The organism is Pseudomonas fluorescens (assembly GCF_902497995.1).
Taxonomy (GTDB): domain Bacteria; phylum Pseudomonadota; class Gammaproteobacteria; order Pseudomonadales; family Pseudomonadaceae; genus Aquipseudomonas; species Aquipseudomonas fluorescens_BK.
Genome location: NZ_CABVII010000027.1, coordinates 37700 through 51219 on the forward strand (window position 1 = coordinate 37700; position 13520 = coordinate 51219).

A 13520-nucleotide genomic window follows, 5' to 3' on the forward strand; every position below is an offset into this window, starting at 1 on the left:
TGTATTTTTCTGACAGAAAGATCCCGTGTGCTCCCCGGACGACCTTCGGTAAAGTGCGCACCATCATTGACCACGAAGCTCTTCATCATAAGAGTCTCGATCACGGAAGCCGGCCATGACCGATAAGAGCCAACAATTCGCCAGCGACAACTACTCCGGTATCTGCCCTGAAGCCTGGGCTGCCATGGAACAGGCCAACCACGGCCACCAACGCGCGTATGGCGACGATGAGTGGACCGCCCGCGCGGCCGATCAATTCCGCAAACTCTTTGAGACCGACTGCGAAGTGTTTTTCGCTTTCAACGGCACCGCCGCCAACTCCCTGGCCCTGTCGTCGCTGTGCCAGAGTTACCACAGCGTGATCTGCTCGGAAACCGCCCACGTCGAAACCGACGAATGCGGCGCACCGGAGTTCTTCTCCAACGGCTCCAAATTGCTCGTCGCCCGTACCGAAAACGGCAAGCTGACCCCGGAATCGATCCGCGAAATCGCCCTCAAGCGCCAGGACATCCACTACCCGAAACCCCGCGTCGTGACCCTGACCCAGGCCACGGAAGTCGGCAGCGTCTACACCCCCGAAGAAATCCGCGCCATCAGCGCCACCTGCAAAAAACTGGGCCTGAACCTGCACATGGACGGCGCACGTTTCTCCAATGCGTGCGCATTTCTTGGCTGCTCGCCAGCCGACCTGACCTGGAAGGCCGGTGTCGACGTGTTGTGCTTTGGCGGTACGAAAAACGGCATGGCGGTGGGTGAAGCGATTCTGTTCTTCAACCACAAACTGGCCGAAGACTTCGATTACCGCTGCAAACAGGCCGGGCAACTGGCGTCGAAGATGCGCTTCCTCTCGGCACCGTGGGTCGGGATCCTGGAAAACGACGCCTGGATCAAATACGCCCGCCACGCCAACCACTGCGCGCAGCTGCTGGCCGAGCTGGTGAGCGACATCCCTGGCGTGGAACTGATGTTCCCGGTACAAGCCAACGGCGTGTTCCTGCAACTGTCGGAACCGGCCATTGCCGCACTGACCGCCAAGGGCTGGCGTTTCTACACCTTCATCGGCAACGGCGGCGCGCGGTTCATGTGCTCGTGGGACACCGAAGAAGAACGCGTGCTGGAACTGGCGGCGGATATTCGGGAAGTCATGGCGGCCTGAAGCCCCCACCAGGCTGATCGTTCCCACGCTCCGCGTGGGAATGCCTCTCGGGACGCTCCGCGTTCCTGCCTCACCACCGATTCAATGCCGAGCACCGTTGTGACGCAGAGCGTCACGGGCTGCATTCCCCCGCGGAGCGTGGGAATGATCATTAAATGCTTCACGATCAGAACAATCATAAAAGCATTTCAATTACTTAAGAATAAATCGCCTCGCCTCAACCACAAATAAACTCAACGCGCAAGCTGTCAAGTCTTACAGGTGTATATCGTAAATGAAATTGTTAAGATTCCATCGCAGCAGTAAAAAAGCAATTTCAACTTACGAAAAGGAATACGACAATGAACGACAAAGTAAAGATTAAATTTCTAGTAGACGGCCATAACACTTCAACTTTTCCAGAATTTGACCACTTTGAGTCAATTCCTTATATGAACGCTGGCGACAAACTATATTTCGAGGCCAATAACAGCACGTATACCATTCTTTACAAGAAATTTTTCGTTGGCACTCATGTGACTCAAATCACGTACGCGATGACAATAGATAACTAAACTTACAAACAACCAAACATACAGCCACCACTAAAATTTCAGCATATTTATTAACTTGCGATGGCATGTAAATTTGCAGTGCGCTGCAATCATGCCATCTTTTCATCAACACCCCCACTTTTAAAAGCTCGGCCTTATCGACTTTTTCGCTAAACCATGCGAACAACACCTCGTTTTCTCCAAGTCAATCCCGTAATTCCGCCCGCCGCATCGCCCCTGAGAATTGGAACCGACAATTACGGTCTACATTGTCTGTCGACTGACAAACTGAGGCCGGATCTGTTTGTCGACTGAAATGCCGCCCCTGTGGGAGCGGGCTTGCTCGCGAAAGCGCCGGATCAGTCAACATCAATGTTGAATATCAGTACGCCTTCGCGAGCAAGCCCGCTCCCACAAGGGCTTGGCATGGCTTAGAACTCGATCCGCACATCACCCTTCGGCACGCTGCAGCACGACAGGATGAACCCCTCGGCTTCGTCTTCTTCGGTGATCCCGCCGTTGTGGTCCATGTCGACCTCGCCACCCAGTTTCAACACCTTGCAGGTGCCGCAGATCCCCATCCCGCACGCTTTCGGAATCAACAGGCCCAACTTGGCAGCAGCGGCGTGAACGGTTTCCCCCGGTGCAACACGAATGCTCTTGCCGGACGCCGTGAACTCCACCTGATGCAGGTCCGCCACGTCGATGTCCGGTGCGTCTGCGGCGATTTCGGCTTGTTCCACCGCGTCGGCGCGGGCTTCCGCTGGCGTGGCCCCGAAGGACTCCTCGTGATAACGCGACATGTCGAAGCCGACCGTTTCCAGCATGCGTTTCACCGCATTCATGTACGGCGTCGGGCCACAGCAGAACACTTCGCGCTCCATGAAGTCCGGCGCCATCAGTTCGAGCATCTTGTGGTTCAGGTAACCGCGATAACCGGCCCACGGCTCGCCCAGACCATGCTTCTCGCAGATCAGGTGCAGGCTGAAGTTGTCGATCCGCGACGCCATGTGCTCCAGCTCGCGGTGGTAAATGATGTCTTTGGGCGAACGGGCGCTGTGGATAAACACCATGTCGACGTTGCCGTTGGTGTCGTAGAACCAGCGCGCCATGGACATGACCGGCGTGATGCCGACACCGCCGCTGAGGTACAGCACTTTCGGCGCGGTGAAGTCCATGGCGTTGAACAGCCCGACCGGTCCGTGCACCGCCAGCTCCTGGCCTTCGTGCAGGGTGTCGTGCAGCCAGTTGGAGACCTTGCCGCCCGGCACGCGCTTGATGGTCACCGAAAAGCTGTACGGCACCGACGGCGAGCTGGAAATGGTATAGGAGCGCATGATCGGCACGCCTTCGATTTCCAGCTCCAGGGTGACAAACTGCCCCGGCTTAAAGAAGAACAGGATCGGCTGGTCGGCCATGAAGCAGAAGGTGCGCACATCCCAGGTTTCCTGGATGACTTTGACGCAACGGACGATGTGTCGACCATTGGCCCAGGTCTGGGTGGTTACTGGATTCAGGAAGCTGTTGGACATGCTGTTCTCCACCGCCGATGGTCGGCCTTATGTTGGCGATTCTGCGTATAGCGCGAACCACCCATTTACCTATCTGCGACATTCACATACTTATCGCGACCAGCCCCCAATTACCGGGGGTTGCGCGTCGGGAACAGATTGGGCCATGTCGCCCATGGATAAGGTTCCGGACAACGGCGGCCCCACACTCGCCACATACAAAGACGTTGTATTTACACCCTTGCGTAGCAAACCGTATCAGCCACTATTCGCCGGCCACACAGAATGGCCATGAGGATCAAAACGATGGACGTCACCGCAAAAATCAGCCTGGGCGATCCGCTGGAACCCGCACGCAAGGCCACCGCGCAGATGCTGCAAGAGCGCGAGCGCACTTTCTCGCTGCCGCAGCCGTTTTACTCTGACGAGCGGCTGTTTGATATCGATATGCAGGAAATCTTTCAGAAAGAGTGGTTGATCGCCGGCATGACCTGCGAGATCCCGACCAAGGGCAACTACCTGACCCTGCAAATCGGCAAGAACCCGATCATCGTGATTCGCGGCGCCGAGGGCGTGGTGCATGCGTTCCACAACGTCTGCCGTCACCGCGGCTCACGGCTGTGCACCAGTGAAAAAGGCAAGGTCGCCAAGCTGGTCTGCCACTACCACCAGTGGACCTACGAGCTGGACGGTCGCCTGCTGTTCGCCGGCACCGAAATGGGCGCCGACTTCGACATGAAGCAATACGGCCTCAAGCCGGTGAACGTGAAGACCGCCGGTGGCTACATCTTCATCAGCCTGGCGGAAAACCCGCCAGCCATCGATGACTTCCTGTCGACGCTCAACCATTACATGGAACCGTACGACATGGAGAACACCAAGGTGGCGATTACCACCACCTTGATGGAAAAGGCCAACTGGAAGCTTGTGCTGGAGAACAACCGCGAGTGCTACCACTGCAACGCCTCGCACCCGGAACTGCTCAAAACCCTGCTGGAATGGGACGACGTCACCGACCCGCGGGCCGACCAGGCGTTCAAGGACCACGTAGCCGCCTCCGCTGCCGCCTGGGAAGCCGAAAAAATCCCTTACGCCCACGCCAGCTTCGGCCTGCGCAACCGCATCGTGCGCATGCCGCTGCTCAAGGGCACCGTATCGATGACCCTGGATGGCAAACAGGGCTGCGCCAAACTCATGGGCCGGATCAAGAACCCGGACCTGGGCTCGATGCGCATCCTGCACCTGCCGCACTCGTGGAACCATTGCATGGGCGACCACATCATCGTCTTCACGGTGTGGCCGATCAGCGCCCAGGAAACCATGGTCACCACCAAGTGGGTCGTGCACAAGGACGCGGTCGAAGGCGTGGACTACGACGTGGAGCGCATGCGCCAGGTCTGGGATGCGACCAACGATCAGGACCGTCGCCTGGCCGAAGAGAACCAGCGCGGGATCAACTCCACGGCGTACCAGCCAGGGCCTTATTCCAAGACCTATGAGTTTGGCGTGGTGAATTTTGTGGACTGGTACAGCGAGCGGTTGCTGAACAACCTTGGGGCTGAGCCTGCGCCATACCTCAAAGGCGTGCCGGTTCAGGGATAAGATCAAAAGCTTCGCGAGCAAGCCCGCTCCCACAGGAGATCGGTGGTGTTCACAAATGTTGTGAACCACTTCAATCCCTGTGGGAGCGGGCTTGCTCGCGAAAGCGGTCTCAAATTCACCCAATCAGCTTGAAGACCACCGCACACTGCCATCCTCCCCGATAAACTCCTCGACAATGCTCTCCCCCACCCACCGCACCTTCACATAACCCTTCAACACCCGATCCGGGTACGCCTCATCCCGCGCATTTTGCGTTTCCGACCACAACACCCGCGAATGCCCGTCCAGTTCACTGGCGTTGCCATACGGAATCGCCCATGCCCGGCACAACGCGCATGCAGCCCTCCTTGAGCCGCATAGCAAATGCCGTTGTGCAAATGCCCCCAATACCAGTAATGACAGGTGACTGGTTGAAGTCAAAACGGGCCTTAGAACTGTATGAAATCTGATCTATAGCGTTCAGGCCTATGCGGAACGTGGCTTGCAGGGTTTGGCGAACAAGTTATCCACAACTCCACCCACAGCTAATGGGGACAAGTCGGAATCTTTGGAAAATTTATTCACAGAATGCGAAAAAAATCCGTGACTTATCTTGAAACAGGGTTCCAGACCACAGTTGGTTGTTTTTTGATCTAAAGTCTACAAGCCACGGTTTACCTGGCCCGCAGAGGATGGCGAACACCTTATCCACAGAAGCGCCAACAGACTTTGGGGGCAACTTTGGCAATTCTGTGGAAAACCGCGGGAACCCGCGATAAATCGGGGCTTGCGAAAGGTATTCAAGAATAAAGCAGTGATTTGGCTATTTTTTAATCAGACGCCTGACAAGCCCGGTTTATATGGGCTGTAGCCGACAGCAAACATCTTATCCACAGAAGCGCCAACAGAGATTGGGGGCAAGTATTGGCCCGCGAACACCCTTATCTTCTGGAAAAAGCTCGTGAAAACCGTGAGTTAGGCTGGTTGTTTTTCGTACGAAGGCTTGCAGGGCTTGTTTTACATGGGGTGCAGCGAGGGGCGAACATGTTATCCACAGAAGCGCTAACAGGGATTGTGGGTAAAAGGAAAAAATCCCTGTAGGAGCTGGCTTGTCGGATCGCCGCACCGCGGCGAAGGGGCGTAACAGTCAACATAGATGTTGAATGTGATGGCCTCTTCGCTGGCAAGCCAGCTCTTACAAGGGTTTGGTTAGCGCCTTACGGGCGGTACATCAGATAGGCCTCACCCCTCACCCGAATCATCGGATGTGGCGTGATCTGGCACGTATCGACAATACGAAAGCCATGTCGCTCGTAAAACCGCCGGGCGCCGGCATTCGCGGCGTAGTCGATCAGGCTCAAGCCGTTGAGCCCGAGCTGGTTGGCACGATCGTAGGCGTAGTCGAGGAATTGCTTGCCCAGGCCCTGGTTCCGCCAGCCCTCATGCAGCGCCAGGCTGGAAATGTAGAGGGTGTCGGGGATTTCCATCGTCGCGTAGGGCGCCAGGACCGGGTCGGTCACAGGCGTAGCCAGCGGATCGTGACGCATCACGTAGCTGTGCATCATGCCAATGACTTGGTCGTCCGACTCTGCGATAAGGCAGTTCTGCCAGGAGAAGTCCACGTTGTCACGGGCATATCGAATGGCGCCGACGTCCAGCAGATCCTGGCCGGGCTGTGCCAATTGGCTCCAGATGTAATCGGCAGTCCCCTCTGATGTGATCTGGAACAAACGCGCAATTTCCCGCGCATCCGCACGCACGGCTAAACGAAACTCAACTGCCATTATTTCCCCATAAATGTCGGTGACACGAACATCCTGTGGGAGCGGGCTTGCTCCGGGCGGCGTTCCGACGAAAGCGGTGTGGCAGGCAATTTTAATGTCGACTGACACGCCGTCTTCGTCGGAACGCCGCCCGGAGCAAGCCCGCTCCCACATTGGTTCTGTGCTGATTAGCTGTTAGCGGACCACGCCTTCTTCAATCAGCAGCTTGAGAATCGCCTCAGCCCCCGCCTCGGGACTCAGCCCTTTGAGCACCTGCCCACCGCCACCACTGGCCTTGGCCGTGGCCGCCTTCATCCGGTCAGCACCACTTTTGGCCTTGATCACCTTCAAGCGTTTAGGCCGTGGTTTGGCTGGCTGCAGCGTGGCGACGGCAAGCAACTCATCATCGACCACATCAACTTCATCCGCCTGCAGCACACCGCGTCGAGCCGGACCATAAGCGCTCTGCCGAGGCTTCGGCGCGGCGTTATCCACAGTCGCGAGAAACGGCAACCGCACTTTCAACCGACGACGCTGACCCCGGGGCAAGGCTTGCAGTACCAGGGCCGAGCTGCCGTCGATGGATTCAACCTGGGCCAGCCCCACCACCAGCGGCCAGCCAAGACTTTCGGCCAGCAGGAACGGCAGCATGCCGGAGCCTTCGCCGGTTTCCGCCTGACTGCCGGTCAATACGACCTGAGCGCCGGCGTCACGCAAATAGGCGGTCAATGCGGGCAGCGCATCGGCGCCGACCGGTTGTTCCAGCACATGCAGCTGTTCCAGTCCCATGCCCAGGTAAGCGCGCAACGCCGGTTCCGCGACGTCGCCGGCATGCAGCACTTGCAGGTTATCCCCCGCCAGTTGCAGGCCCAGTTCCACCGCCCGCGCATCCTGTTCCGCGCGACGTGGCCGGCCGGAGGTCGGGTGGGCGCCGATGGACACCAGGCTGATGATTTTCGTGCTCATAACCCTTTCCTTTCCTTAAGCCGCATCGCGCCTGGCTTCATTGCGGTAAGCCTCTACCGCATCGATCAAGGCTTGAAGAATCTCGGCGCTCTCGCCGATCACCGACAGGTCGGCCCGTTTGATCATGTCGCAACCAGGGTCGAGGTTGATCGCCACCACCTTGTCGCAGGCACCGATGCCTTGCAGGTGCTGGATCGCCCCGGAAATCCCCACCGCTACGTAGACCCGTGCGGTGACCCAGGTGCCGGACGCGCCGACTTGGCGGTCGCGCGCCATGAAGCCATCGTCCACCGCCACTCGGGAGGCGCCTTCGGTCGCGCCCAACGCTTGGGCCGTCCTGTGGAAAAGTCCCCAGTCCTTGACCCCGTTGCCGCCGGAGAAGATGAACTCGGCTTCGGCCATCGGAATGGCCGCCGGGTCCACCGCCACCGCGCCCAGATCCTCGATGCGCGAGAGACTGCGCGCGATGGTTGTGGATAACTCTACCGGCAAGGCTTCGTGTCGGGTTTCGCTGACAGGTTCGGCACATTCGACGGCAGCCAGGATCAGACGGGCAACCGGGCGCGCAAGGTCTTGCAATCCTGCACCGGCGCGGCCGATGCATTCCTGATCCTTGACCTGCCAGACTCGAGTGGCGGGGCGTTCGCCCAGTGCTGCGGCAAAGCGTCGACCGAGTTCGCCGCCACCGGTGCGACTGTCAGGCAGCAACCAGTGACGCGGGCTGAACTGGTTATCCACAGCCCGTAATCCCTGAACCCGTTGTTCCGGTGCATAACCGCTGAATTCATCGCCATCGAGCACCAGCAAGCGATCGACGCCCGCGGTGGCGAAGGCATTTTCCTTGTGTTCACCGAAGACCACGGCCAATACCGCACCGTCCTTGCCGGCCAACTGATGCGCCAGGCCGAGCAGGTCGCGGTCATGGCTGCTCAAGCGGCCGCCGACCATGTCCGGCACCACGCTGATGTAGAAGGCCGGTTGCGGCACCTGATGCAGCGGCAATTGCACTTCAGCGGCGGCAGCGCGTTTGCTCGCCCCGCCCTGTTGCGCGCCACTGCGGTCGATGCGCTTGATGCCGTTGGGCCCGATGAAACCGATGCCATGGGGGTTCTTGCGGATGACCCCGTTAGGCCCCATCCAGCTGTGTTGCACTGGTTGCATGGCCGCGTGCAGCGGATGCAGGCGGTTGCGGGCGATCCATTCGGCGTGTGGGTCGCGGCGGATAATGTCGCTCATCAGTGGGCCTCCGCAGGTTCTTCACGTTTGGCCGGAGCATTGGGTTTGCTCGGGGCAGCGTCTTCGAGCAAGGCATCGGCGACCAGTTCGGCGATGTCCTTGATCAGCGGACGGGGTTCGACCACGCCTTCGAGCATCGCGGTGCACTGTGGACAACCCACGGCCACCAGTTCGGCGCCGGTTTCGCGGATGTCGTCCATGCGCATGTCGGGGATCCGTTGCTTGCCCGGAATGTCGGTGATTGGCGCACCGCCGCCACCGCCGCAGCAGCGCGAGCGGAAGCCGGAGCGTTGCATTTCCTTAATCTCGATGCCCAGGGCACGCAGTACTTCGCGCGGCGCCTCGTACTCGCCGTTGTAGCGGCCGAGGTAGCACGGGTCGTGATAAGTCACGCTGCTGCCTTTGTGCTGGCCGAGATTCAGGGCGCCAGCGCCGATGATTTCCGCCATGTAGGTACTGTGGTGCTGCACGAGGTAGTGGCCGTCGAAGGCGCCGTACTCGTTTTTCAGCACGTGGAAGCTGTGCGGGTCGCAGGTGACAATGCGGTTGAAGCTGTACTTGGCCAGGGTCTGGATGTTGCGTTTGGCCAACAACTGGAAGGTCGCTTCGTCGCCCAGACGTCGGGCCACATCACCGCTGTCGCGTTCTTCGAGGCCCAGCACTGCGAAGTCGACCTTGGCTGCTTTCAGCACTTTGACGAAGGCGCGCAAGGTGCGCTGGTTGCGCATGTCGAAGGCGCCGTCGCCGACCCAGAACAGCACGTCGACCGACTTCTTCTCGCTGAGCAGGTTCAGGTTCAAGTCCGCCGCCCAGTTCATCCGCCCGCCCGGGGCGAAGCCGCCAGGGTTGTCGGTGGCGATCAGGTTTTCCAGGACTTCGGCGCCCTTGTTCGGGGTCGCGCCTTTTTCCAGGGTCAGATGGCGGCGCATGTCGACGATGGCATCGACGTGCTCGATCATCATCGGGCACTCCTCGACGCAGGCGCGGCAGGTGGTGCAGGACCACAGGGTTTCGGCGTCCACCAGGCCGTTGACGATCGGTTGATGCGGGTTGCCGGCGTGCTCACCAATCGCCTTGCCCGGATAGGGACTGCCGGCGAACTTGGCGTCAGTGCCGCCGGCGAGGCCGACGACCATGTCCTGGATCAGTTTTTTCGGGTTCAGCGGCTGGCCGGCGGCGAATGCCGGGCACGCGGCTTCGCACTTGCCACACTGCACGCAGGCGTCGAAGCCAAGCAGTTGGTTCCAGGTGAAGTCCTTGGGTTTTTCCACGCCCAGTGGCGCAGTGAGATCGCTCAGGTCCAGCGGCTTCAAACCAGTGGAACGGCCGCCACCAAAACGTTCGGCGCGGCGGTGCCAGGCCAGGTGCAGGGCACCGGCGAAGGCGTGCTTCATCGGCCCGCCCCAGGTCATGCCGAAGAACAGTTCCGAGACGCCCCACAGCACACCGACGCCGAGGATCGCTGCCACTACCCAGCCACCGAAGTTTTCCGGAAGGATGCCGGCGACCGGCAGGGTCAACAGGAAGAAACTGACCGAGAACGCCAACAGGCTTTTCGGCAGGCGCATCCACGGGCCTTTGGACAGGCGAGCCGGTGGGTTGCGGCGACGCAGGTAGACAAAAATCGCCCCGACGAACATCACTGCCGTCATCAACAGCAGCGCATAACCGAGGATGCGGTTATGCAGGCCAAATCCGTGAACCAGAATCGCCAGTACGATGGACGCCACCGCACCACCGGCCGTGGCGACGTGAGTATTGGCGATGTATTTGTCCCGCGCTACCACATGGTGCAAATCGACCATGTAGCGCTTGGGCATGGCGAACAGGCCGCCGATCAGGTCGACTTTCGAAGCCCGGCCCCGGCGCCACATGGCCACCCGCCGCAACGCGCCGAGAACCGCAAGGCCCAGGGCAGCGAACAACAGGATTGGAAGAAGGGTGTTCAACATGGTGGAGCTCCCAAAGACCGCAGGGTCTTGCAGGCCAAACTACCTGGATGCCTTGCCCGATTCCCTGTAGGAGCGAGGCTTGCCCGCGAAGGCGATGGATCAGCCGACATCAATGTTGAATGTCAGGACGCCTTCGCGGGCAAGCCTCGCTCCTACAAGGGTTATCCACAAGCCGTTAGAAATCCTTGCACAACCGCAACGCGTCATAGATCGCGGCGTGAACGTTACGCTGGGCCACGCAGTCGCCGATGCGGAACAGCAGGTAGCCGTCGCCGCTCTGTTCCAGGCAGGGTTGCGGCTTGATCGCGAACAGGGCCTCGACGTCGATCTGGCCCTTGTTGCGCGAGCCTTCCTTCATCGCGTAGTAGATCTCTTCGTCCGGACGCACGCCGTTTTCGACGACCACCTGGTCCACCACCCGCTCCTCTTTGGCGCCGGTGTATTCGTTTTCCAGTACCGCGATCAACTTGTCGCCTTCGCGGTAGACCTTCTCCAGCATCATGTCGCCGGTCATGATCACTTCTTTCGGATACATGCTGCGGTAGTACGTCGGGAACGATGTGCCGCCAATCGCCACGCCGGGCTTGATGTCGTCGGTGACGATTTCGACCTGGCTGCCTTTGTCGGCCAGGAAGTCGGCCGTCGACATGCCGGTGAACTCGCAAATGGTGTCGTACACCAGCACGTTCTTGCCCGGTGCAACCTTGCCATCGAGGATGTCCCAGCTGCTGACCACCAGGCCTTCAGCCGCGCCCCAGTGCTCGTTCTGCTCCAGGTAGGAGTGACCGCCAACGGCGAGCACCACCACGTCCGGACGCAGGTCGAGAATGGTCGGTGCATCGGCCGCCACGCCCAGGCGCAGGTCGACTTTCAACCGCGCCAGTTCCAGCTGATACCAGCGCGTGATACCGGCGATCTGGTCCCGTTGCGGGGCTTTCGACGCGGTGGTGATCTGCCCGCCGATGAATTCCTTTTTCTCGAACAGGGTCACGTCGTGCCCGCGCTCGGCGGCCACACGAGCGGCTTCCATCCCGGCAGGGCCGGCGCCGACCACCACGACCTTGCGTTTCACGCCGGTGGTCTTTTCGATGATGTGCGGCAGCCCCATATACTCCCGGGAGGTCGCAGCGTTCTGGATGCACAACACATCCAGGCCCTGGTATTGCCGGTCGATGCAGTAGTTGGCGCCGACGCATTGTTTGATCTGGTCGATCTGGCCCATCTTGATCTTGGCGATCAGGTGCGGGTCGGCGATATGGGCGCGGGTCATGCCGACCATGTCGACGTAACCGCCCTCCAGGATACGGGTCGCCTGGTTCGGGTCCTTGATGTTCTGCGCATGCAGCACCGGCGCCTTGACCACCTCCTTGATACCGGCGGCCAAATGCAGGAACGGCTCCGGTGGATAACTCATGTTCGGGATCACGTTGGCCAGGGTGTTGTGGGTGTCGCAACCCGAGCCCACGACGCCAATGAAGTCCAGCATGCCGGTGTCGTCGTAGTACTTGGCGATCTGTTTCATGTCCTCATGGGACAAACCGTCCGGGTGGAATTCGTCACCGCACAGACGGATGCCGACGCAGAAATCCGGCCCGACTTCGGCGCGCACGGCCTTGAGCACTTCCAGGCCGAACCGCATGCGATTCTCGAAACTGCCGCCCCATTCGTCGGTACGTTTGTTGACCCGCGGGCTCCAGAACTGGTCGATCATGTGCTGGTGCACAGCGGACAGTTCGACGCCATCCAGGCCCCCGGCCTTGGCCCGGCGAGCGGCCTGCGCGTAGTTACCGATCACCCGCCAGATTTCTTCCGGCTCGATGGTTTTGCAGGTGGCACGGTGCACCGGCTCGCGTACGCCCGAGGGCGACATCAGCGTCGGCCAGTTAAAGCCGTCCCAACGTGACCGCCGGCCCATGTGGGTAATCTGGATCATGATCTTGGCGCCGTGCTTGTGCATGGCGTCGGCGAGATTCTGGAAGTGCGGAATGATGCGGTCGGTGGAGAGGTTCACCGAGCTCCACCACTCCTGCGGGCTGTCGATGGCCACCACGGACGAGCCGCCGCAAATCGCCAGGCCGATCCCGCCCTTGGCTTTCTCTTCGTAATACTTGACGTACCGATCGGTGGTCATGCCGCCGTCGGTCGCGTAGACCTCGGCGTGCGCGGTGCTGAGCACGCGGTTGCGGATGGTCAGTTTGCCGAGCTGGATCGGCTGGAACATTGCTTCGAAAGCCATGGCGGGTTCCTCGACTTACAACGGCTTGACGGTGAACAAACCGTCATCGTGACCCTCTTCAGAGCCACCGTAGACTTGTTCGGCAACGGTACGGATCTTGCTGCCGCGGGCCTGCAGAATCTGGTCCATGGCACCGGCAAACCAGCCGGTGAACATGTAGTCGACCTTGCGTCCGACCTTGCCGTAGACGTAGACGAACGCCGAATGTTCGAGCTTGACGCTGGCGGTGCCTTTATCGAGGTCGATGTCCTGGATCTTGAACAGGCCCCAGCCACGTTGCGACAGGCGCTTCATGTAGTGCTCGAACACCGCGACGCCTTCCAGGCCGTGGCACTCGGCTTCTTTTTCACACCAGTGCCAGGCGGACTTGTAGCCGGCCTTGTAGAGGATCTCAGCATAGGCGTCGGCCCCCAGAACCTCTTCGATGCCGATGTGGTTGTTGACGAAGAAGTGACGCGGTACGTACAGCATCGGCAGGGCGTCGGACGTCCAGACACCGGTTTCGCTGTCGACTTCGATAGGCAATTGCGGGGCGATCTTGGCCATGGAAACTTAACTCCAGAAAATTCGTTGTGTTGCCCCCGGC

At 59.8% G+C, this 13520-nt stretch carries 9 protein-coding genes and 1 pseudogene; 2 read left to right on the top strand and 8 right to left on the bottom strand.

Annotation, left to right across the window (positions count from 1 at the left end; genetic code table 11):
* Positions 1-115: 115 nt before the first annotated feature.
* The gene (locus F8N80_RS25625; protein ID WP_150784960.1) at positions 116-1156 is read left to right on the top strand and encodes a threonine aldolase family protein; all 1041 of its coding nucleotides are present in this window, start codon (positions 116-118) and stop codon (positions 1154-1156) included.
* Between the two features lie 964 nt (positions 1157-2120).
* Here F8N80_RS25625 and gbcB read toward each other — a convergent pair.
* Positions 2121-3221 carry a glycine-betaine demethylase subunit GbcB gene (gene gbcB / locus F8N80_RS25630; RefSeq protein ID WP_150745774.1) on the bottom strand — a complete coding sequence of 367 codons (1101 nt, stop codon included), beginning with the start codon at positions 3219-3221 and terminating at the stop codon, positions 2121-2123.
* 285 nt (positions 3222-3506) lie between these two features.
* Between gbcB and gbcA the strand changes: the two genes are divergently transcribed.
* Positions 3507-4802, top strand: coding sequence for a glycine-betaine demethylase subunit GbcA (gbcA, locus tag F8N80_RS25640; RefSeq protein ID WP_150745775.1), 1296 nt, complete (start codon positions 3507-3509; stop codon positions 4800-4802).
* A gap of 123 nt (positions 4803-4925) precedes the next feature.
* Here the strand turns inward: gbcA and F8N80_RS31750 are convergent.
* The 7 genes and pseudogenes from F8N80_RS31750 to F8N80_RS25675 form a co-directional block, all read right to left on the bottom strand.
* Positions 4926-5197 (bottom strand): annotated as a pseudogene (locus F8N80_RS31750) (metallophosphoesterase); the annotation flags it as partial.
* An 801-nt stretch (positions 5198-5998) separates the two neighbouring features.
* On the bottom strand, positions 5999-6565 hold the full coding sequence (locus F8N80_RS25650) for a GNAT family N-acetyltransferase (protein ID WP_150745776.1): 567 nt from the start codon (positions 6563-6565) through the stop codon (positions 5999-6001).
* Positions 6566-6739: 174 nt separating this feature from the next.
* Entirely contained in the window at positions 6740-7510 is a 771-nt protein-coding gene (gene etfB, locus F8N80_RS25655; RefSeq protein WP_150745777.1) for an electron transfer flavoprotein subunit beta, read from the bottom strand.
* Between the two features lie 15 nt (positions 7511-7525).
* On the bottom strand, positions 7526-8746 hold the full coding sequence (gene etfA, locus F8N80_RS25660) for an electron transfer flavoprotein subunit alpha (protein WP_150745778.1): 1221 nt from the start codon (positions 8744-8746) through the stop codon (positions 7526-7528).
* A complete protein-coding gene (gene dgcB, locus F8N80_RS25665; protein ID WP_150745779.1) occupies positions 8746-10698 on the bottom strand; it encodes a dimethylglycine demethylation protein DgcB in 1953 nt (650 codons plus the stop codon). Before dgcB ends, etfA begins: the two co-directional genes overlap by 1 nt.
* Positions 10699-10873: 175 nt before the next feature.
* The gene (dgcA, locus tag F8N80_RS25670) at positions 10874-12934 is read right to left on the bottom strand and encodes a dimethylglycine demethylation protein DgcA (RefSeq protein WP_150745780.1); all 2061 of its coding nucleotides are present in this window, start codon (positions 12932-12934) and stop codon (positions 10874-10876) included.
* A gap of 15 nt (positions 12935-12949) precedes the next feature.
* Complete coding sequence (locus tag F8N80_RS25675) at positions 12950-13480, bottom strand: DUF5943 domain-containing protein (RefSeq protein ID WP_016972865.1); 531 nt, start codon at positions 13478-13480, stop codon at positions 12950-12952.
* Between the last annotated feature and the right edge of the window lie 40 nt (positions 13481-13520).

Excerpts from the sequence above, each read along its gene's own strand:
- F8N80_RS25625 (WP_150784960.1), top strand. The coding sequence starts at position 116 with ATGACCGATAAGAGCCAACAATTCGCCAGCGACAACTACTCCGGTATC.
- gbcB (WP_150745774.1), bottom strand. The coding sequence starts at position 3,221 with ATGTCCAACAGCTTCCTGAATCCAGTAACCACCCAGACCTGGGCCAAT.
- gbcA (WP_150745775.1), top strand. The coding sequence starts at position 3,507 with ATGGACGTCACCGCAAAAATCAGCCTGGGCGATCCGCTGGAACCCGCA.
- F8N80_RS25650 (WP_150745776.1), bottom strand. The coding sequence starts at position 6,565 with ATGGCAGTTGAGTTTCGTTTAGCCGTGCGTGCGGATGCGCGGGAAATT.
- etfB (WP_150745777.1), bottom strand. The coding sequence starts at position 7,510 with ATGAGCACGAAAATCATCAGCCTGGTGTCCATCGGCGCCCACCCGACC.
- etfA (WP_150745778.1), bottom strand. The coding sequence starts at position 8,746 with ATGAGCGACATTATCCGCCGCGACCCACACGCCGAATGGATCGCCCGC.
- dgcB (WP_150745779.1), bottom strand. The coding sequence starts at position 10,698 with ATGTTGAACACCCTTCTTCCAATCCTGTTGTTCGCTGCCCTGGGCCTT.
- dgcA (WP_150745780.1), bottom strand. The coding sequence starts at position 12,934 with ATGGCTTTCGAAGCAATGTTCCAGCCGATCCAGCTCGGCAAACTGACC.
- F8N80_RS25675 (WP_016972865.1), bottom strand. The coding sequence starts at position 13,480 with ATGGCCAAGATCGCCCCGCAATTGCCTATCGAAGTCGACAGCGAAACC.